21 protein-coding genes are annotated in these 21376 nt (G+C 55.4%); 1 reads left to right on the top strand and 20 read right to left on the bottom strand.

The features are described 5' to 3' along the window. Positions 1 to 73: 73 nt before the first annotated feature. From argD to ACN28R_RS17295, 15 genes are all read right to left on the bottom strand, one after another. Positions 74 to 1300 carry a bifunctional acetylornithine/succinyldiaminopimelate transaminase gene (gene argD, locus ACN28R_RS17365; RefSeq protein ID WP_095835055.1) on the bottom strand — a complete coding sequence of 409 codons (1227 nt, stop codon included), beginning with the start codon at positions 1298 to 1300 and terminating at the stop codon, positions 74 to 76. 104 nt (positions 1301 to 1404) lie between these two features. Next, positions 1405 to 1995 (bottom strand): aminodeoxychorismate synthase component II, encoded by a 591-nt coding sequence (locus tag ACN28R_RS17360; RefSeq protein WP_048636565.1) that lies wholly within the window; start codon positions 1993 to 1995, stop codon positions 1405 to 1407. Positions 1996 to 2201: 206 nt separating this feature from the next. Next, entirely contained in the window at positions 2202 to 2963 is a 762-nt protein-coding gene (locus tag ACN28R_RS17355; RefSeq protein ID WP_048636564.1) for an amino acid ABC transporter ATP-binding protein, read from the bottom strand. Positions 2964 to 2971: 8 nt separating this feature from the next. Beyond that, positions 2972 to 4066, bottom strand: coding sequence for an amino acid ABC transporter permease (locus ACN28R_RS17350; protein WP_048636563.1), 1095 nt, complete (start codon positions 4064 to 4066; stop codon positions 2972 to 2974). Between the two features lie 9 nt (positions 4067 to 4075). Further along, positions 4076 to 5254 (bottom strand): amino acid ABC transporter permease, encoded by a 1179-nt coding sequence (locus ACN28R_RS17345; protein WP_095835054.1) that lies wholly within the window; start codon positions 5252 to 5254, stop codon positions 4076 to 4078. 75 nt (positions 5255 to 5329) lie between these two features. Next, entirely contained in the window at positions 5330 to 6355 is a 1026-nt protein-coding gene (locus tag ACN28R_RS17340; RefSeq protein WP_048636561.1) for an amino acid ABC transporter substrate-binding protein, read from the bottom strand. 295 nt (positions 6356 to 6650) lie between these two features. Further along, a complete protein-coding gene (locus ACN28R_RS17335) occupies positions 6651 to 7316 on the bottom strand; it encodes an amino acid ABC transporter permease (protein WP_048636560.1) in 666 nt (221 codons plus the stop codon). A 26-nt stretch (positions 7317 to 7342) separates the two neighbouring features. Continuing rightward, positions 7343 to 8113, bottom strand: a complete 771-nt coding sequence (locus tag ACN28R_RS17330) for an amino acid ABC transporter substrate-binding protein (protein ID WP_048636559.1) — start codon at positions 8111 to 8113, stop codon at positions 7343 to 7345. Between the two features lie 204 nt (positions 8114 to 8317). Next, complete coding sequence (locus ACN28R_RS17325) at positions 8318 to 8707, bottom strand: RidA family protein (RefSeq protein WP_095835053.1); 390 nt, start codon at positions 8705 to 8707, stop codon at positions 8318 to 8320. Between the two features lie 46 nt (positions 8708 to 8753). Continuing rightward, complete coding sequence (locus ACN28R_RS17320) at positions 8754 to 9839, bottom strand: D-TA family PLP-dependent enzyme (protein ID WP_220701784.1); 1086 nt, start codon at positions 9837 to 9839, stop codon at positions 8754 to 8756. Positions 9840 to 9903: 64 nt separating this feature from the next. Continuing rightward, positions 9904 to 11721 carry an ABC transporter ATP-binding protein gene (locus tag ACN28R_RS17315; RefSeq protein ID WP_095835052.1) on the bottom strand — a complete coding sequence of 606 codons (1818 nt, stop codon included), beginning with the start codon at positions 11719 to 11721 and terminating at the stop codon, positions 9904 to 9906. A 3-nt stretch (positions 11722 to 11724) separates the two neighbouring features. After that, positions 11725 to 12579 carry an ABC transporter permease gene (locus tag ACN28R_RS17310; RefSeq protein WP_048636556.1) on the bottom strand — a complete coding sequence of 285 codons (855 nt, stop codon included), beginning with the start codon at positions 12577 to 12579 and terminating at the stop codon, positions 11725 to 11727. After that, entirely contained in the window at positions 12576 to 13526 is a 951-nt protein-coding gene (locus ACN28R_RS17305; protein ID WP_095835051.1) for an ABC transporter permease, read from the bottom strand. The genes ACN28R_RS17310 and ACN28R_RS17305 overlap by 4 nt, the downstream gene beginning before the upstream one ends. A gap of 12 nt (positions 13527 to 13538) precedes the next feature. Then, positions 13539 to 15062 carry an ABC transporter substrate-binding protein gene (locus ACN28R_RS17300; RefSeq protein WP_095835050.1) on the bottom strand — a complete coding sequence of 508 codons (1524 nt, stop codon included), beginning with the start codon at positions 15060 to 15062 and terminating at the stop codon, positions 13539 to 13541. A 68-nt stretch (positions 15063 to 15130) separates the two neighbouring features. Then, positions 15131 to 16342 (bottom strand): amidohydrolase/deacetylase family metallohydrolase, encoded by a 1212-nt coding sequence (locus ACN28R_RS17295; protein WP_095835049.1) that lies wholly within the window; start codon positions 16340 to 16342, stop codon positions 15131 to 15133. Between the two features lie 448 nt (positions 16343 to 16790). Here ACN28R_RS17295 and ACN28R_RS17290 point away from each other — a divergent pair, with 448 nt between their 5' ends. Beyond that, positions 16791 to 17813 (top strand): LacI family DNA-binding transcriptional regulator, encoded by a 1023-nt coding sequence (locus ACN28R_RS17290; RefSeq protein ID WP_095835048.1) that lies wholly within the window; start codon positions 16791 to 16793, stop codon positions 17811 to 17813. Positions 17814 to 17879: 66 nt separating this feature from the next. Here the strand turns inward: ACN28R_RS17290 and gutQ are convergent, their stop codons facing one another. The 5 genes from gutQ to srlB all read right to left on the bottom strand — a co-directional run bounded on the left by gutQ (position 17880) and on the right by srlB (position 21375). After that, a complete protein-coding gene (gutQ, locus tag ACN28R_RS17285) occupies positions 17880 to 18845 on the bottom strand; it encodes an arabinose-5-phosphate isomerase GutQ (protein ID WP_095835047.1) in 966 nt (321 codons plus the stop codon). Continuing rightward, complete coding sequence (gene srlR / locus ACN28R_RS17280; protein WP_048636551.1) at positions 18838 to 19611, bottom strand: glucitol operon DNA-binding transcriptional repressor SrlR; 774 nt, start codon at positions 19609 to 19611, stop codon at positions 18838 to 18840. The genes gutQ and srlR overlap by 8 nt, the downstream gene beginning before the upstream one ends. A 183-nt stretch (positions 19612 to 19794) precedes the next feature. Further along, positions 19795 to 20160, bottom strand: coding sequence for a transcriptional regulator GutM (gutM, locus tag ACN28R_RS17275; protein ID WP_048636550.1), 366 nt, complete (start codon positions 20158 to 20160; stop codon positions 19795 to 19797). A 52-nt stretch (positions 20161 to 20212) separates the two neighbouring features. Continuing rightward, on the bottom strand, positions 20213 to 20992 hold the full coding sequence (srlD, locus tag ACN28R_RS17270; protein WP_048639699.1) for a sorbitol-6-phosphate dehydrogenase: 780 nt from the start codon (positions 20990 to 20992) through the stop codon (positions 20213 to 20215). A 20-nt stretch (positions 20993 to 21012) separates the two neighbouring features. Beyond that, positions 21013 to 21375 (bottom strand): PTS glucitol/sorbitol transporter subunit IIA, encoded by a 363-nt coding sequence (gene srlB, locus ACN28R_RS17265; protein ID WP_095835046.1) that lies wholly within the window; start codon positions 21373 to 21375, stop codon positions 21013 to 21015. Position 21376: the final 1 nt, after the last annotated feature.

Genomic DNA, 21376 nt, shown 5'->3' with positions numbered 1-21376 from the left:
CAAGGGTGGTCTGGCGTGATAAAAAAGCCCTGGTGGGATCCAAGGCTTTTTGCTAATTGGAAATAGCGTCGTATCAACCGGCGGAATTAACCACCTGCTCCACTGCTTTGGTGAACAGCGCCATTCCTTCTTCCACCTCTTTAGGATCGATAACCAGAGACGGCACAAAGCGAATCACGTTCGGCCCTGCCATTAATACCATTACACCGTGTTCCGCCGCCGCGGCTAAGAAGTCGCCTGCTCGGCCATGCCATTTTGGCTTAAGCTCGGCTCCCAGTAATAATCCCATGCCGCGAATTTGTTCGAAAATATCATACCGTTGGTTGATTTTTTCCAAGGCGCTGACAAACAGGTCATGACGTTCCGCTACGCCGGATAGCACTTCCGGGGTATTAATAGTATCTAACGCCGCTTCCGCTACAGCACAGGCCAGCGGGTTGCCACCATACGTGGTGCCATGCACGCCAACGGTCATTACCGAGGCGATCTCTTCCGTGGTGAGCATCGCGCTGATGGGGAAGCCGCCGCCCAATGCTTTGGCTGTAGTCAGAATATCCGGCGTAATACCGTAGTGCATATAAGTGAACAGCTTACCGGTACGGCCCATGCCGCATTGTACTTCATCGAAGACCAGCAGCGCTTTATATTGATCGCACAGTTTGCGTACGCCCTGCAGGAATTCTTGCGTTGCTGGCGTAATGCCGCCTTCGCCCTGAACGGGTTCCAGCACCACGGCGCAGGTATGGTCGTCCATCACCGCTTTTACCGCCGCCAGATCGTTAAAAGGAACGTGTACGATATCGGCGGGTTTTGGCCCAAAGCCATCGGCATATTTCGCCTGACCGCCAACCGATACGGTAAATAGCGTGCGTCCGTGGAACGCGTTATAGAAAGCAATAATCTTGGTTTTATACGGGCTGTGGCGTTTAATCGCGTAGTGTCGCGCCAGCTTGAAAGCCGCTTCGTTTGCTTCCGCGCCCGAGTTAACAAAGAACACCCGGTCGGCAAAGGTGGCGTTAATCAGCTTACTGGCTAACCGTAGCGCCGGCTCGTTGGTAAAAATATTGCTGGTGTGCCACAGTTGTTCTCCCTGTTGTTTTAACGCGGCGACCAGAGCGGGATGGCAGTGGCCAAGCGCGGTAACGGCAATGCCGCCGGAAAAATCAATGTATTCTCGCCCTTGCTGATCCCATACTCTGCTCCCTTTACCTTTTACTGGCACAAACTGCGCTGGTGCATAAACCGGCAAAATAACTTTGTCGTGAGTTTCCCGAGTTACTGCTTTTTTATCTGTTGCCATCTGCCTGCACGCTCCGATATCAACGACTGCTGAGTGAAAATATAGTCAATAAATATGCATAAAAAATCAATCACAGGCAATGTTTAATCGCCTCGAAAGAAAATTTATTTTCTATCCATTTCTATTTTAAGAAAATTATCTAAAAGTTGGTGTCCTTGCTGGCTGAGAATACTTTCAGGATGAAACTGAACACCTTCTAATGGTAATGAACGATGCCGAATCGCCATTATTTCGTCACGTTCGCCATCGCGCTCGCTCCAGGCCGTCACTGTAAAACAGTCAGGAAGAGAGGCGGGTTCAATAACCAGCGAGTGATAGCGCGTTACGGTCAAAGGCTGAGACAGCCCGGTAAAAACACCGGTATCGTTGTGTTGGATAACCGATGTTTTGCCGTGCATGACCTGACGAGCGCGAATGACGCGCGCACCGAATGCCTGCCCCATGGCCTGATGCCCAAGGCACACCCCAAGGATGGGCAATTTGCCGGCAAAACGGCGGATAGCCGCCAGTGAAATGCCGGCTTCATCCGGCGTGCAGGGACCGGGAGAGATAACGAGACGTGACGGCGATAGCCGTTCGATATCATCCAGCGTTAGCTCATCATTACGCCTGACCTGTACTTCCGCACCCAGCTCACAAAAATACTGATACAGGTTGTAGGTAAAAGAGTCATAGTTATCAATCAGTAACAACATGCATCACCCAATATGTTAATCCCCACGTTTACCGCCAACGGGGCAAGTGCCGCCACATTCAAATTGATGGCGTGTCCGGATGGATTTTATCACTGAACGATGCTGACGGTATCGGCCTATAAATCGATGTATTGGGCGGCGGAAGAGAGATGAAGGTGACGGAATGGGAAAGGAAGCCTGTCAAGTATGGCAGGCTTCCTTTTTGATTAATGCAGAATCTGAGAAAGGAATGCCTGCGTCCGCTCGGAACGTGGGTTAGAGAAGAAAATCTCTGGCGCCGCCTGTTCGACGATTTCACCCTGATCCATAAAAATGACCCGGTCGGCGACGGTTTTCGCAAATCCCATTTCGTGGGTTACGCACAGCATCGTCATGCCATCTTCCGCCAGTCCCAGCATGGTATCCAATACTTCTTTCACCATTTCCGGATCGAGTGCCGACGTTGGTTCATCAAACAGCATGATCTTGGGTTTCATACACAGCGAACGGGCGATGGCGACGCGCTGCTGCTGCCCGCCGGACAACTGCCCTGGAAACTTGTGCGCGTGTTCGGCAATACGCACCCGTTCCAGATAATGCATCGCCAGCTCTTCCGCCTCTTTCTTCGGTATATGCCGCACCCAGCACGGCGCCAGAGTGCAGTTCTGCAACACCGTTAAATGAGGAAACAGATTAAAGTGCTGGAATACCATACCCACTTCAGTTCTGATTTTTTCAATATTCCGCAGATCGTCGTTCAGCTCGATGCCATCAACCACGATGCGTCCCTGTTGGTGTTCCTCCAGATGATTGATACAGCGTATTGTGGTGGATTTCCCGGAGCCGGAAGGGCCGCAAAGCACGATCCGTTCGCCTTGTTTCACCTGCAAATTAATATTTTTCAGTACGTGGAATTGTCCATACCACTTATTCACATCCTCTAATGTGATCATGTGATCGGCAGATTGCGTTAAAGAATTCTGATTCATGGCTGGCCTCAATGCGACTTATGTCCGGTGTTAAAACGATTTTCCAGATGCTGGCTATAGCGCGACATACTGAAACAGAAGATCCAATAGACCATGGCGGCAAAAACATAGCCTTCAGTCGACATACCAAGCCACGCCGGATCGACCGTCGCCTGTTGAATGCTGCTGAAGAGATCGAACAAGCCGATGATGATCACCAGGCTGGTGTCTTTAAACAGGGCGATAATGGTGTTCACCAGTCCGGGGATCACCATTTTCAGCGCCTGCGGCAGGATAACCAGTCCCTGCATCCGCCAATAGCCCAACCCCAGCGACTCCGCCGCCTCATACTGCCCTTTGGGCAGCGCCTGTAATCCGCCGCGAACCACTTCGGCAACATAGGCGGACTGGAAAAGAATGACGCCAACCAGCGCGCGCAACAGCTTATCGATATTTGTGCCTTCCGTTAAAAGCAGAGGGAGCATAACGGACGACATAAAAAGCACGGTAATCAGCGGCACGCCGCGCCAGAACTCAATAAAAACAATCGAGAGCACGCGTACGACGGGTAACGATGAGCGGCGCCCCAGCGCCAATAAAATACCCAGCGGCAGAGCGCCCGCGATGCCCACGGCGGCGATAATCAGCGTCAGCGTCAACCCGCCCCATTGACGGGTTTCAACCAGACTGAGCCCGCCGAATCCGCCATGCAGCAGCCCCCAGGCGACCAGAGGATAAGTAACGGCCCAGACGGCAATGTAGCGCCCGCGGTGCGGAAGATTGCGCCAAAACATCGGCAGGATGCTGAGCAAACCGATAACCAGCGCAAAGTTGATGCGCCAGATCTCTTCTGCCGGGTAAAGCCCGTACATGAAGTGACCGAATCTGGCATGGATAAACACCCAGCATGCGCCTTCCCGAGTACAATCGTTGCGGGTTGTGCCAATCCAGTTGGCCTGCAAGACCGCCCAGTTCAATAACGGGGGAATGGCTAGCCACAGCAGCCACAGGCAAAGCAGCGTCAGCAGGCTGTTGGTGATATTGGAGAACAGATTACGTCGCGCCCAATAGACCGCTTTAAAAAGCGAGGCCTGACGGTTCTGTGTTGGAGAAATCATCGTCATGTAATCCTCTTAGCGCTCTATTAACGCAATCTTGCGGTTGTAAATGTTCATCAGCAGCGAAATCAGCAGGCTGATAATGAGATACACCGACATGGTTATTGCGATGGTTTCTATCGCCTGACCGGTCTGGTTCAGCACCGTTCCTGCAAATAGCGATACCATATCCGGGTAGCCGATGGCGGCGGCCAGCGATGAGTTTTTAACGATGTTAAGATACTGGCTGGTCAGCGGCGGGATAATGACGCGCAATGCCTGAGGCAGAATCACTTTGCGCAGCGTTATCGGATTCGGCAGGCCAAGGGAGCGGGCCGCTTCATGCTGACCGTAAGAAACGGATTGAATCCCGGAACGAATAATTTCAGCGATGAAGGAAGAGGTATAAACCGATAGCGCCAGCGTCAGCGCCGCTAATTCGGGGATTAACACCATGCCGCCGCGGAAATTAAAACCTTGTAATACCGGCACATTCCAATGTATGGCCGGACCAAAGATCAGGTGGCTCAGCACAAGCAACGCCGCCAGAAGTCCTAACGCCACCGGCCATGTTTTTCTGATTTGTCCGGTGAGCGCGTGGTAGCGTTTATTCCTACGGAAAACCATCAGCGTGACAACCAGCGTGATGATAATGGACAGGAAAAACGCGCCGGCACCCGGCCCGGCTTCGGGCGAGGGGATATAAAGTCCGCGGTTGCTCAGGAACGAAATTTCGAAGGCATTGATGGCCTGCCGTGGACCAGGCAGGTTGCGCAGTACCGCGAAATACCAGAAGAAAATCTGCAGCAGCGGCGGAATATTACGGAATATTTCAATGTAGATGGTTGAGATCTTACGCAGCAGCCAGTTGTCGGACAGGCGTGCCAGACCAACGACAAAACCAAGAATTGAGGCGAAGACGATACATAGCGCTGAAACCAATAAGGTATTGAATAACCCGACAAGGAAAACACGTCCATAAGTGTCGCCTTGCTGGTAGTCAATCAGATGCTGGATAATCCCAAAGCCTGCGCTATTGTTCAGGAATGCGAATCCGGATGTGATCCCTCTCTGGGCCAGGTTGGTAACGGTATTGTGTAGTAGGTAAGCGGCGATAGCTAATACGGCGATGACAACGATGATTTGATACAGCCAGGCGCGCACCGCTGGATTAGTTAGTGATAAATCACTTTTCACGGTTGGGCGTTGTTGCATATTGAAGCCTCAATAGCGGGGATACAGAGGGCGCAGCAATCCTGCTGCGCCCGTGTTTCTGTTTCTGCTGGCGGATTAACGTACGGACGGTGCGTACTGAATCCCGCCTTTATTCCATAATTCGTTCAGGCCGCGTTTGATTTTTAATTCGCTGCCCATACCGACATTGCGCTCAAAGATTTCGCCGTAGTTACCGACTTGCTTGATGATTTTATGCGCCCAATCGTTCGGTAATTTCAGATCTTTACCGTAGCTGCCTTCATGACCGAGCAGATGAGACATATCCGGAGTGGTGGGTTTGGCGGCCAACTGGTCGACGTTTTGTGACGTTACGCCCAACTCTTCTGCGTTCAACATCGCGAACAGCGTCCAGCGGACAATAGAGAACCACTCTTCATCGCCGCGGCGTACTACCGGTCCCAGCGGTTCTTTGGAGATCACTTCAGGTAAAACGATAAATTCGCTGGGGTTGCTCAGCTTGATGCGCAGCGCGTAAAGCTGGGATTGGTCAGAGGCCAGGGTATCGCAGCGGCCGGATTCCAGCGCTTTGGCGCTTTCGTCAGAGCGATCGAAGGTGACGGGCGTGTACTGCATTTTATGCGTTTTAAAGTAGTCAGCCACATTCAGTTCGGTGTCCGTGCCCGCCTGAATACAGACCGTTGCGCCATCCAGCTCTTTGGCGCTGGTTAATCCGGCCTTGTTGTGCGTCAGGAAACCGATGCCATCGTAATAGGTGACGCCGGTGAACAGCATGCCCATGCCGCCATCACGAGAAGAGGTCCAAGTGGTATTGCGTGACAATAGATCGACTTCGCCTGATTGCAGCGCGGTGAAACGCTCTTTCGCCGTCAGGGGAGTATATTTTACCTTATCCGCGTCACCGAATACGGCGGCAGCCACACCACGGCATACGTCAACATCAATGCCGGAGAATTTACCGCTGGCATCCGCATAGGAAAAACCAGGTAACCCATCACTGATACCACACTGTACGAACCCTTTTTTCTGAATGGCATCCAGAGTCGCGCCGGCATGGGCCTGATTGATCGCTGCAAGCAAGGACGCACCGGCAACCAGAGTCGAAATAATCATTCTTTTCATAATCATCCTTGTAACTAAATTGTTATATGCTGTTGTGTTTGAAGTGCAAAAATAAGATGCACCATTCTTGCCTGTCGGCTTAGCGCCGCGGCAAGAGATAAGCAATTAGGGTGCCAATTTTATATTTTGCTGATAAGCGAAAAGAAAATGAGAATGGATTGATCCGCAGAAGGGCAATTAATGAACGCATTTGCACCAAAATAAAGAAAATACGCTCCCATCGCTCTTTTTTGGTGCGCAGACCCCAGGACGATAGCGAGCCTGCGCGGTTGCCTGATCTCAGGAAAGTAAAGCCTCACTGCACGATATGACGCTGGTAATACTTTTCGAGTTTCACCTGCAACTGGCTCAGCACCGTACTGAACATCAGATAAATCAACGCCGCCTCAATGTAAAGAATCAGTGGCTCGTAGGTGACGGACACAATGCGCTGCGCGGATAAAAACATTTCCGGAACGGTAATCACCGCGGCAAGCGAGGTATCTTTAATGAGCGAAATGAACGTATTGGACAGCGGCGGTAATGAAACGAAAACCGATTGCGGAAAGATGACCCAGCGGATCGCCTGAGTTCCATTCATGCCCAAAGAGTAGGCCGCGTTCCACTGGCCTTTCGGTACGGACAGTATTGCCCCGCGGACAATTTCCGAACTGTATGCGCCGACGCTGATCGTGAATCCGATTAAGGCGGCTGGGAAGGCATCCAGCGTAATGCCCGCGCTCGGCAGCCCGTAAAAAATGAGAAATAGCTGAACCAGCAGCGGCGTTCCGCGGATAACCCAGACATAAAAATCGCCAATCCATTTCAGCGGCTTAGGGCCGTAGAGGCGGATCAGCGCGACAATAACACCGACAGTCAGGCCGAAAATAAAGGAAAGAATGGCAAGCGGGACAGTAAATTTCAGTCCCGCAGACAGCAGACTCCAGAAAGAGTCTGCCATAAGTTGTAGCCAAGGCGGCATGGAAAATGGCTCCGATAAAGCGGTGATTATTGAGATACGTCCTCACCGAAGTAGCGTACGGATATCGTTTTATACGTGCCATCTGCTTTAATTTCATCCAGCGCGTTGTTTAAGGCATCCGCTAACTGCGTTTGTCCTTTGCGGATTAAAATGGCTGAAGGCTCTCCCGTGGGGGAGGTGGCGATAACTTTGACGTTAGCATCCGGCTTCTGTTTTTTGAAGTCGAGGAAAGACAGGTTGTCGTTGAGCGTGGCATCGGCGCGGCCGCTGAGCACCAGATCCAGCGACTGGTTAAAGCCGTCGGTAGGCACGATCTCCGCACCGTGGCTGGTCGCCAGTTTCGCATAGTTGCTGGTTAGGCTTTGCGCTGATTTTTTGCCTTTCAAGTCATCGAAGTTTTTGATGGTGGTGTTATCGGCACGGGTAATCAGCACGGCTTTCGAGTCGATATACGGTTTGGAGAAGTCGTATTTAGCCTGGCGCTCTTTGGTCACGCCAACCTGATTGATGACGGCATCGTAGCGTTTGGCGTCGATGCCGGCGATGAGCCCGTCCCAGCGGCCCTCGATAAACTGAGCTTTAACGCCTAATTTATCGGCGACGGCGCGGCCAATATCCACATCAAAACCCACCAGTTGGCCCGATTTATCGTGATAGGTATAGGGCGCATAGGTGCCTTCGGTTCCGAACTTAATCACGCCGGCGGATTTGATGGCGCTAAGGTCATCCTGCGCTTGCGCCAGAACGCTGGTGGCAAGCAGGACGCCAGTCAGTAAGGCAAAACGTACTTTCTTCATTATTATCAGTTCCTGTGGGTAATGAGCATGATATGGGTTATAAGTTTTACTAATAATGAATTTACGCGAGAAGATTTCGTTTTATAAATTACATTGCGTGATGGGTTATATCAGAACTGAATATAGTCATTCGGCGGCGGTTTGCCAGTGAAGGGGCGAGTTAGGGCGGCACCCGTGGCGCCGCCGTGATGCTGCTTTACGCGTTCAACGTTTGTCGGACCGATAGGCAACGCAGTCAATTTCAACTTTGCAATCGACCATCATACTGGATTGCACACAGGCGCGGGCGGGGGGATTGTCGCCGAAATATTCGGCATAAACGCCGTTAAAACTCCAAAAATCGCGCGGATCGTCCAGCCATACGCCAACCCGCACCACATCCTCCGTACCGTAGCCCGCTTCCTGGAGGATGGCGATAAGGTTTTCAATAGCTTTGCGGCTTTCGGTCACGATCCCGCCGGAGACGATCTCGCCGCTTTCCATCGCGACCTGACCGGAAACGTACAGCCAGCCATCGGCCTGCACCGCTCGGGCAAAAGGCAGTGCCTTGCCGCCCGCGCCTTTTTCTCCCTCACCATAGCGTTTGATTGTCATTTCTCTGTTCCTTTTATTTTACTCGCAGCTAAAAAAGACCGGCGCGTCAGACGATGCATCCGCGCGCGACAACCGGCTGTACGCCATCCAGAACGCCGTTGCGGATAATGTGAATCTCATCGACCATATTGGTGACGACGCAGGCATGGTTGGGCACGATGCGGATTTTATCGCCCACCGACAGCCCGATAGGCGCGTCGCTGACCAGACGCCCATGTTCTTCGGAGAGTTGATCGATAACGATGTCCGGACGACCGAGAACGTGGCCGTATCCGGACAGACCGAGTAAATCGGAGGTTAACGCCTTGCTGCCGGCATCAATTACCGCCCGGTTGTCGTCTGGCACGGAAACCACAGTCGCCAGTACGGTCAGCGCGCAGTCTTCCCATCCGCATACCCCGCGGGAGACCAGCGAGCGATCGTTATAAACATAGGTACCGGGCCGGTATTCGGTAACCACCGGCGCATTGGCGGCCTGCATCATCGAGGGGGTGCCGCCGGAACTGATGACCAGTTCGCGCTCGCCCAGGCGTTGACGAATACACTGCTTTGCCTCTTGCATAAACCGCTCGACCGTCTCTTCTCCGGCAACCGGCGGATAGGTCATCAAACCGGCAAAGGCCAGTCCGGGCGCGCTATCAATCAGCTCGGCAAGGCGAGCGGCGTCCTGTGGAGAAGACACACCACAGCGGTGCGCGCCGGTGTCGCACTCCACCAGAACGGCGAGCGGCGACGGTTCGGATGCGAAGATGGCGGACAGACCGCTAATCACTTCCGCGCTATCGGCGACCACGCTGAGACGCACCCTGCGCGCCAGTGCGGCAAGGCGGCGAACCTTGTTCTCTCCGACGATGTTATAGGTGATCAGTACATCGGCGACGTGTGGGCTGCCCGCCGTCATGGCCTCCGCTTCGGAAACTTTCTGGCAGGTAATGCCGATAGCGCCGGCGTCCAACTGCATTTCGGCAATCTGCGGCAGCTTGTGGGTTTTGATATGCGGCCGCACTTTCAGCCCGTGACTCTCGGCATAGCGCTGAAAGCGGATAATGTTCGCCCTGGCGATATCAAGGTTAACCAGTACGGCGGGGGTGTCGACCTCATATATTGAAGATGCGTCTGCGATGTCGTTCACGTGTTGTCTTCTCCATCAATAGTTAACCGATAGGCTGACGCGGCCCGCGCCAGCGGTTGTGGTTTCAGTCCGCCTCGATGGCGACGAAATGCCCCGGAGAACATTCACGGTAAATGCGCTTGGGGGGAATGTAGTCGGTCGGTCGGACCGGACTTTTTATCTCGTTGGTCAGCTCCGGCGGCAGCGGGTTACGGCGCGCCGGATCCGGCAGCGGCACGGCGGCGATCAGCCGCTTGGTATATTCATGCTGCGGATTGCTGAAAACGGCGGTTCTGGGACCGATCTCGACGATTTCGCCCAGATACATCACGGCGACGCGGTGGCTGAGGCGTTCGACCACCGCCATATCGTGCGAAATAAAAAGAAAGGCGATTTTCATGCTTTCCTGCAAACTGAGCAGCAGGTTGGCCACTTGGGCCTTTACGGACACATCCAGCGCGGAAACGGCTTCGTCGGCGATGATGGCTTTCGGCTCCAGGGCCAGCGCGCGGGCAATAGAGATCCGCTGGCGCTGGCCGCCGGAAAATTCATGCGGGTAGCGATCGGCCATTTCCGCCTGTAATCCAACCTTTTCCAGTAAATCAACGACGCGTTCTCGCGCGGCCTTTCGCCCCATCATGCCATGCGCCAGAATCGGTTCGGCGATGGCGGAACCGATAGTGATGCGCGGATTGAGAGAGGCAAAGGGATCCTGAAAAATCATTTGTACCGTGCGGCGGCTTTCCCGCAGCTCGCGGCTGGTGGAGGTCAGCACATTGCGCCCGGCCACAAAGATGGCGCCGGCGGTGGGTTCATTAAGACGCATGATGGCGCGCCCGGTGGTAGATTTGCCGCAGCCGGATTCGCCGACGATGGACAGGGTTTCGCCGGGGAAGAGATCGAAGGAGACATTTTCGACGGCGTGAACCCGGCCGGCAAGCCGGCCCAGACCGGCGGAGATATCGAAACGAACGGAGAGATCGCTGACGCTAATGATCGGATTGTTACTGAGGATGGTTTCCGCTATCTGCGCCGGCGCCGTCACTGCGCCGGTGTGCGGATTAATCTCCGGAAAGCGCATGGGACGGGCGACATCCCCCATCGACCCGAGCCGCGGAATCGAAGAGAGTAACGTTCGGGTATAGATATGCCGGGGATGGGCGAAGATATCGGCGGTTTCGCCGGTTTCGATTCGGTCGCCGCGGAACATCACCACCGTTCGGTCCGCCACTTCGGCGACAACGCCCATATCGTGGGTAATAAACAGCACGCCCATATTCTCTTCCGCCTGGAGTTCACGGATAAGGTGCAGGATTTGCGCCTGAATGGTAACGTCCAGCGCGGTGGTGGGCTCATCCGCAATCAGCAGCTGCGGCCGGCAGGCCAGCGCCATAGCGATCATCACCCGCTGGCGCATGCCGCCGGACAGCTTATGCGGATAGTCATTAATCCGGGAGCGGGCGGAGGGAATGCGCACCCGCTCCAGCAGGCGTATGGCCTCCTGCTTTGCCTCATGCGCCGACATATCCCGGTGCAGCATCAGAGCTTCCGCAAGCTGAGAACCAATGGTGAAGACCGGGTTAAGGCTGGTCATCGGCTCCTGAAAGATCATGCCGATATGATTACCGCGGACCTTGCGCATTTCCGCTTCCGGCAGCGTGAGCAGGTCGCGCCCTTGAAACAGAATTTTCCCTTCACAACGCGCTTTACCCGCGGGCAGCAGCCGCATGGTCGACAGGGCGGTGACGCTTTTCCCCGAACCGGATTCACCGACAATGGCGACGGTTTCGCCCTGCGCTACGCTAAGCGAGATATCGCGGATAACCGGATTCCAACCATTTTCCGTGCGAAATGATGTGGTCAGGCCTTCAATACTGAGTACCGGCGCAGTGGGTTGGTTCATCACTCAGACCTCCTTGGACAAGCGGGGATCGACGAGATCGCGCAGACCGTCACCCAGTAACTGCAAAGACAACACGGCAAAGACGATAGCCAGCCCCGGAAAGTACATCAGCCAGGGGGCGTCATTCATATATTCCCGTCCCATCGCCAGCATGGTGCCCCAGGTGGGAACGTCGGTGCTGACGCCAATGCCGAGGAAAGACAAACTGGCTTCGGCCAGCATGGCCGAGGCGAAGATAAAGCTCGACTGCACCAGGATCGGCGACGCCAGATTGATCAGGATATGGCGCAGCAGTATCCGATGGGTGGGCAGGCCCAGCGACTTGGCCGCCTCCACGTAAGGGAGTTCGCGCAGCACCAACGTCGATCCTCGCACCACGCGCGCCAGCCTGGGAGCGTAAGTGATGCCGAGGGCGAGAATGACATTGATCAGCGAAGGGCCGAGCGCCGCCACCAGAGCGATAGCCAGCAGAATGTCGGGGAATGACATCATGGCGTCCAGCATGCGGGAGATCGGCGCATCCAACCGGCGGAAATAACCGGCCAGTACGCCGAGAAAAATCCCCAGTACGGTCGCCAGTATTACGACGCCGGCGCTGACCATCAGGGAGATTCGCCCGGCATGGATAGCGCGGGAGAACACATCGCGGCCAAATTCATCGGTGCCGAACAGATGCGCCAGCGATGGCGACTGCAACCGATTGATGATAGACAATTTGTTTGGCGCATAGGGCGCTATCCAGGGGGCAAACAGCGCGGCGAACACCACTACGCTCAGGATGATCACGCCCAGCAGGATGGCTTTGTTGCGGCACATGCGCCGTAACTTTACGCGCAAGGAAAGGGTTGCGGTGGTCATAGCCGGACCCTCGGATCGACAAGAATATAGAGCATATCCACAATGAAATTGATAAGCACATAGATAGCGGCCACGGCGAGCAGCGCGCCCTGAATAACCGGGTAGTCGCGGCGTTGTACGGCGGAAACCACCAGATTGCCGATGCCGGGCAGGCCAAATACGGTTTCCGTCACCACCGCGCCGGAAACCAGTAACGCGATGGACAGGCCGATCACCGTGATGATCGGGATCAGCGCATTCTTCAGCGCGTGTTTGAGGATAACGGTCTTCTCCGCCGCGCCTTTGGCCCGGGCGGTACGAATATAGTCATCCGACAGCACGTCCAGCATCGCCGCGCGGGTAAAGCGGGTAATCAGCGCCGAGTTGACGATCCCCAGCGCGATGGCCGGTAGCACAAGATGGTGCAGACGGGTGAAGAAAGACGAATCCGGTCCGCCGTAACCGGACACCGGAAACCAGCCCAGTTTTACCGCCATCGTTTGGATCAGGATCAGGCCCAACCAAAAACTGGGGATGCTGGCGGCCACCATCGTGACGCCCACGACGATCTGATCGAATGCGGAACCGCGTTTGTAAGCCGACAGGATGCCGACCGGCAGCGCAATGATCGTCGCGATCAGAATGGAAAATAGCGTCAGGAAAAATGTCGGTTCCGCACGCGCCGCCAGCGCCGAGGTCACGGGCATATTAAGAAAGATGGATTGCCCGAGGTCGCCCTGTACGGCCTTAGCGATGAAAGAGACGTATTGTTGCAGAAGCGGGGCATTGAGCCCCAGCCTTTCGCGCAGCTCTGCAATGTCCTGCGGCGTGGCGTCCGATCCCAGCATCACCGCGGCAGGATCGCCCGGCGTGACGCGGACGATCAGGAAAACGACGGTCGCCAGTATCAGCAGGACGGCGATGATACCGGCAAGACGAGTGATAAAGGCATACAAGATCCGCGACATGGCAACCCTTCCTTACGATCTGGCCGAAACGTTCCAGAATGTTGGCCAGTAGTGCGGTTCATATCCCTGAATCCCTTTGGCCAGTCCGGAAAGCACATTGAAGTTGCCGACTTTGAAAATTGGCGCGTCGTCATACAGCGTGGCCTGCAGCTTTTCCCATGCCGCAAATTTTTCTTCCGGCGTGACGGCTTGTAGATAGGTCTCCACCGCCTGGGTTTTGGCCGCGGAGACATACCAGCCGGGATAGGTATCCGAAATGGTGTTCATCATCGTCGGATCGCCGGGGAAGTTGGAATGAGTGATGAAAATATCCCATTGCGTCGGATCGGCGCGGCGCGTTGTCAGCGTCGCCCAGTCGGTCACCTGTAAATCGACCTTGAAACCGGCGGCCTCAAGATAGGCTTTGGCCACTTCCGCCATCTTGTAATGGAATTCATACTGGCGCGATGTCAGCAGACGGATGGGCGTGCCTTTATAACCGGCTTTTTTCAGCAACGCGCCGGCCGCCGCGGGATCGCCTTCGCCGTAGCGGGCAACGCCGGCTTCGGTGTGCCAGAAATAGCCTTCCGGGAAATAGGCGCCGTCGACATGGTAGAACTTCGCATCCGAGAACGCGGCCATCATCATATCGCTGGGATTGAGCGCGGCCTGTACCGCATTGCGCAGATCTTTATTGGTAAACAGACCTTCTTTCATGTTCATGTTGAACGAGGCCCAGCCCCCCGACTGCAATACCACCGGTTGCGCTTTATCGCTGGCGGCGACGCGATCATAAGCGCTGAACGGCAGCGAATCGGCATAGTCATACTGGCCGGCCAGCAGACCTTCTACGCGGGTATTGGCATCCGGAACCGGTACGAAGCGGAGTTCATCGGCCAAGGCCTGACGTTCGCCGGCGTAGTTGCTGGGCGCGCCTTCAGGAGACTGATAAGCCGGAAAGCGGACGAGCTGGATGTACTGGTCCGGTTTCCTTTCCTTCAGCATATAGGGGCCGGTTCCCACGAATTCGGTCAGCGTATCCTGGATTTTTTCTGCCGGCATGATGATGGCGGCCTGCGACAGCGTCGCCAGCAGCGGGGAATAACGGGATTTCAGCTTGACGATCACCGTATCAATGCCGTCTGCGCTCACGCTGTCGATGTAATCGGCGACCTGTTTCCCTTTGGAGTTGATTTTCTCCCAGCGTTGTAACGACGCCACCACATCCGCCGACGTCATGGCGCTGCCGTCATGAAAGGTCACCCCTTTGCGTAGCGGGATGGCGTAGGTGAGGCCATCTTCCGATAGGGTCGGCATGTCGGCGGCCAGCAGCGGCTGCGGCTGCCATTTGTCGTCAAAGGTGTAGAGCGTTTCGTAGATATGCTGGCTGATCATGCCGACCAGATCGGTCGGCGTTTGCATCTGATCCAGCGTTGGCGGTTCGCCAACCGTGGCGATGGTCAGGACTCCGCCCTGTTTGTCTTGTGATGCGGCCGGTCCGGCTACCCCGAGGAAAAAGAGGGTAGCGGCGACAGCAAAGAGTGATTTCAGTTTCATTTTTGCCCCCATTAGTGCTTGTGGATCCGGCGCCGTGTTGCCCGGATCGTCCCGTATTGCGCGCGGTGCTAATGTTGATGACAACAACTACAGGAGTAATGGCGCAGTTCCTCGAAAGGTCTGCGTGAAATTTCCATATCTTTGCCGCCCAGATAGACCGCCACCGGATGGAGCAGGCGGTCGCCCTGACGGATATCGCCGCCGACATCGACAAAATTAAACGGTTTTTCCACCTCTTCCAGTACGGTGATATCGGCAATGGCGCCGATGCCCAGGTGCCCCAGATCGGATCGCCGCATCGCCAACGCGGGCCGGTTGGTCGCCATGGCGATAATCGATGCCAGTGATATGCCGCAATTGAGCAATTTGCTCATGGTGTGCAGCAGATCGAAAGCCGGCCCTTCTACTGAAGCGACATGCACGTCCGAGGAGATAATGTCCGGCATAAAGCCGTTTTCCAGCGCGGCTTCCGTGCTTTTAAACGACAGGGCGCCCATGCCGTGGCCGATATCGAACAGTACGCCACGCTGACGCGCGGCAATGATTTCCGGCAGGATCCGGCCGTCGGCGCCGATAGCGGAATTAGGATCGGGGCGATAGCAATGGGTCAGGATATCGCCGGGCCGTAAGCGGGAAACCACGTCGGCATAGCTGGGCGGCGGTCCGCCGATATGCGCCATTAACGGCAGATTGACCGCGCTCGCCGCTTCCAGCGCAAGGTCGAGCGCGCCCAGTCCCAGCTCGCCCGTGGCGGGGCCGCCAATGCGGACTTTTACGCCGACAATGCTGTCCCGGTTTTCTTCTATTTTGGCGATGCATCGGTCGACCGGCAGCATCTCCGCCAACGTGGCTTCACCGATGAAAAGGCCTTTATCAAAGCCGAAAATGCCCGGAAAAGAGACGTTGAGAAACGCCAGGATGCGGTAGGGCGAATGGCGCATGACAAAATCACGCAGTCCGTCGAAATTCCCGGCGCCGGCGCTGCCGGCATCGACCAGGGTGGTGACGGCGGAGCGTCGGGCCAGCATATTGGGATCGACGCCCAGCGATGTCGCCTTGTGGTAGACATGAGTATGAAAGTCAATCAGCCCCGGCGACACAATACAGCCGGAGACATCCCGGATGTAGCGGGCGCCGGGCGTCAGATCCCCTCCTATGGCGGCAATCCGTCCGGCTTTGATGGCAATATCACATACGGCGTCAAGGCCGTTGCGTTCATCGATCAGCCGTCCGCCTTTAAGCACCAGGTCGTAGGTTGTATCAGATGGATGAGGTTGCATGAGTCTCGTCCTATGTTATTCGGATTTTGTCAGGTGGGGCCGGTTTGCCTTCACGGGTTATCAATTCGTCTCCACAATCAGGAGACTATTCTTGATAATTTTCCTGGTCAACACAAATTGCGCAATTTGCGTATAGCGTTTTTTTATGACAACCGGGGGGAATTTCTGTAAATTCCTTCGCTATCAATGCAACTAAATTAAGATAAACTTGACGGTTGATGACAACTACCGCTGCCGGCGCCAGAGTGACGAGCCTTACTCGGCCAAGGCTTCATAAGCGTTGGCCTTATCTTCGCTCTCTCTTGATATGGCGCGTTGTCAGCAGGATGAATTTTGTTTTATCAACCATAGTTTTCCTCACTTGTGAGAGTGTAAATCTTGTTCGGCAACGCAATTTGCGCAAATATGAAAATTGCGTTGCCGCCGTTTCGGCTATTCAGGAGAAGTCATGGAGCCTTCAAAACGGATCAATCAGGCGGATATTGCCCGACTGGCCGAGGTGTCCGTCAGTACGGTTTCCCGGGCGCTTTCCGGGCAAGTGGGCATGTCGGCGGAGTTGCGCGAACGGATCCGCCGGATTGCCGATGATTTGGGATATATAGAAAACCAGCGTGCGGGCGCCGCGGCCAATGTGGTCGTTTATCTGCCCATGCACCCGGTAACCGGTGGGTTACATGAGGTTTTTCAGCAGGTACTGGAAGGGGCAAAACTGGAAGCCGAGCAGGAAGGCTATGTGCTGTTTCCAAAGCTGATGCCGGAAGGCGCCGTCGATCTGGCGTGTATTGAACGTAATGCTCAGGCGCATGATACCGATGCCGCCATCATGTTCTATACCGCGCCTGAATCTGAGGTCGCCGAGCATTTCACCCGACATGGATCGTTAGTGCTGGTGAACACGGTGGACATGAGCATGCAGTTCGATAGCGTCATTGCCAATAACTACGCGGGGGCTCGTCTGGTCACGCAGCGGATTATCGCCAACGGTCATCGCCGGCTGCTGTTCGTCACCGGCGATCTGCGTTTTCCCTGGCGTGAAAGAATGCGCGGCTTTATGGATGCGGTGGAAGAGGCGGAAGGCGTTACCGGCGATGTGCTGGAAATCGGCTACGATCGTTTCGAAACGGCGCTGGCCTATTTCGGCAAGGTATTTGCGCAAAAAGAGGCGTTTCCTTACAGCGCGGTTTTCTGCGTCAACGATCTGACCGCCGTCGGCGTGATGCAGGCGGCCAGCGAGGAAGGACTTGTCGTGCCCGCAGACCTGTCGGTGGTGGGTTATGAAGATATGACCTTTGCGGAAATGACGACGCCCCGTTTGACCACGGTGCATGTCGATCGCTATACGATCGGACGTGAAAGCATCCGCTTGCTGAAGCGCCGCATGTCCGAGCATCACGCTATTCCGTTACAGATTCAGTGCGGCGTGCGCTTTATCGAGGGCGCGACGCTCGGCAGGACAACGCCGGCGCGGTAAACCCGGCGCGGCGCATTTTTCGTGCTGAAAATACGCCGCTGCCGGTCAGTCCGTATTAACCGCCGCTTAGGCGACGCCCGCCGCGTGCAGATCGTGCAGATTGATCGCGCCGACCAGCCGGCCTTCGCTGTCGACCACCGGGGCGGCTGAAATATGCTGTTCATGCAGGGCTTCCAGCGCGGCCACGGCCCGCCAGTCCGCGGGCAACTGATAGCCGGGGCGGGTCATCGCCTGGGTGATAACGGTATCCAACGCGTTGCCTTTGACCAGCCAGCGACGCAGGTCGCCGTCGGTAAATACGCCGGCCACCCGGTTTTCATCATCGCAGACCACAATCAATCCCAGCCCGGTGCGGCTCAGTTCCAGCATGGCGTCCATGACGCTTGCCGTTTGATCGACGCGAGGCAACTGCTCGCCGCTGCGCATAATATGGTGGACGCGGTTGAGCAACCTGGCGCCCAGACTGCCGCCGGGGTGTGAGCGCGCGAACTGTTCTGCGCTGAATCCCCGATGGCGCATCAGGGCCATCGCCAGCGCGTCGCCCATCATCAGCGTATTCACCGCGCTGGAGGTGGGGGCCAGTCCCATCGGGCACGCCTCGCGCGTGACGCTGACGTCCAGTACGCAGCTGGCGGCCAGACCGAGGGGCGACTCAGCGCCGCCGGTCAGGGCAATAACCGGGATATGGCTTTCGGCCAGCAACGGAAGCAGGACATTGAGCTCCTGCGCCCGGCCGGAGTAAGAGATAAATATCACCACATCCTGCGGTCCAATCATACCCAGATCGCCATGCAGCGCTTCCGCCGGGTGAACAAAAAACGCCGGTGTGCCGGTGCTGGCCAACGAGGCGGCGATCTTCTTGCCGATGTGGCCGGATTTTCCCATGCCGGACACCACCACTTTTCCTGTGCATGCCAGCAGCAGTTTGCAGGCGTCGACAAAGCGCGTATCCAGCCGGGCCAGCATGCGCTGTGCTTCAGTGATTTCTATTGCCAGCGTTTCACGGGCAAAGGTCAATAAACGCTCATTCATCGTTATTTCCCACCACGATTACATTAATATTTCTCTCTCTGAGAGCGGCGAGATAGTCGGGGTTGATGCCGCTATCGGTAATCAGAATATCGACGGCGCTGAGTTCGCAGACGACATTCGGGCTTTTGCGGCCGAATTTGGAGGAGTCCACCAGCAGGATGAGTAACTGCGCGGCGCGGCACATGGCCTGGCTGACGGCGTGCAGTTCATTGTAGGTGGTGACGCCGGCATTCAGATCCACGCCGTCGGCGCCGATAAACAGCTTGTCGAAACTGAAATGAGAAAACGCGGCTTCCGCCAGACTGCCATGGAACGAGGCCGACGTTTTACGGTAGGTGCCGCCCGGCATCAGAATGGTTTGATCGTTGTCCAGCTCCACCAGCTCATTGACGATGCTCAGACTGTTGGTCATGACGGTAATGTTATTGAACTGCGTGAGCCACGGCACCATTTGCAATACGGTGCTGCCGGCATCAAAAATCAATGAGTCGCCGTCATTAATCAGCGTGGCGGCCGCTTGGGCAATTTGCTTTTTCTTGGCGGTATTGATGTGCGTTTTGCGATCGATGGGCTGATCGCCTTCTTCCCGGCTTGGCACCACGCCGCCGTAAGTACGGATAACCGCGCCTTCTTCTTCCAGCGCGGTTAAATCCTTACGGATTGTCGTCCCTGTCGTATTAAAGCGATTGACCAGCGTTTCCACAGACGTTTTGCCGTGCGTACGCAGATATTCCAGGATTGCCGCCTGACGCTGTTTCGGTTTCATTGCGCGATTTCCATCCGATATGCTCATTTATCCCCGTTCGCTTTCAGGTTGTGGACCGGTTGGGCGTGTACCATTACCGCCGGTCTGTTTTCCTGCAAGCTATGGGGTAATCATCATTCCCTTACGTGATTTGGCGGATGAAATACTACCAAATGAAAGGAAATATCTTTTAAAATGAAAATATCATGATTTCGCTTCAATCGCCAATGAAAGCGCGGTCTGACAGGTCGGTTCTATGGGAAAGATCACACTTGGCACCAGCTGCTCTCTTTTCAATCCGATTAATTCTTTTATCTGGCGCGGGCGGGCAAAGACCGTCAGTCCGCGCATGATAAAGCCGTCACGTACTCGGTCCTGCTCATCGAACGCCAGCGCGATAACCACCCGGGCTTTGAATCTTCCGGCGGAACGGCCGATACCCACTTTGTGGCCCCGACGATACAGATTGTCATACGCCTGATTGAAACGGCGCAGTTGCCACCAGCCAAGAGCGATCTGTAACAGCCATGCGCTTACCGCAAAAGCGATCAATAGTGATGCCGGCGTCATCATCCGCCTCCTTAGTGATCCCTCCGGCATGGCGCCGGAGGCGTTGTGCTGATCAAAACATGACCTGCCCGCCGGTAATATTAATCGACTGACCGGTGCAGTAAGATGCCTTGTCGCTGGCGTAGTAGAGCAGCGTATTCAGGACATCCTGATAGTCGCAGCCGCGTTTTAACGGCACCTTATCAACGTAGTATTGCTCTACTTCCTCCGGCTGGATGCCCAGTTTTTTGGCATACTGCGGCAACAGGGACTGGAACATCGGCGATTTTAGCAGGTTGCCCAGCATCAGCGAATGGACGGTGATGCCGAATTCCGCCAGATCCAGCGCCAGCGACTGGGTTAGCCCAACGCCGCCGAACTTGGCCGCGCTATAACCGGAATTGTGCTTGCTGCCCACTTTCCCCGATTTCGAGTTGATTTGGATAATGCGCCCGGCGATGCCGTCGCGGATCATCAGCTTGGCAAACTCGCGGGCGCACAGAAAATACCCCACCAGATTAACCTGTAAAGACAAATCAAAGTCGTTAAGTTGGAACTGTGTAATGGGGGCCGCCTTGGCTATCCCCGCACTATAGACTAAAAGATTGACCTGGCCGAATTGGGCATCCACCGACTGCGCCAGCTGTTCAACCTGCGCTTCATCGGTGGCGTCGGCGCCAAAGCCGCAGGCGCATCCGGCGCCGTATTGCGCGTTAATCTTTTCCGCTACCTGCATGGCGTGTTGCGCGTTTAAATCAACCACTGCAACCTGATAACCTGCGTCAGCCAGACCCTCACACAGGAACGCACCGAGGGTTTGTCCTCCGCCGATGACTACCGCAACCTGTTTCATATGCATCTCCCACTTCATGTTTAAGAAACAATCGTTAATTTGCTGCCGACCTTGATATCCGTCGGCGTCTTACCTGCAACGTGCAATGAACCGGGAAACTCGGCTTCAGCCGCCCCATCAAACCGGATGGTGATATGGCCCAGCTCACGCAGATTTTGCGTCGCTACCGAGCCTACCGCGGTAATCGGATAGGCCTGGTCCGCAAGCATCAGCGTGTCGCCGGTGCGCAGTTCACCGCGCAGATCGCCATGCTGGTGGATAAAGCAGAATGACTCGATGTCTTCCGGCGCCCCCTTGCGAAAGGTGATCATCATGTCCTCGTCCAGTGACTCAGGAGCGTTGTCGCCAATTCGGGTAAATACCGTTTGAAAAACCGTGTTCATA

This window comes from Brenneria goodwinii, assembly GCF_002291445.1.
Taxonomy (GTDB): Bacteria; Pseudomonadota; Gammaproteobacteria; order Enterobacterales; family Enterobacteriaceae; genus Brenneria; species Brenneria goodwinii.
This window is presented reverse-complemented; position numbering and strand designations above follow the sequence as displayed.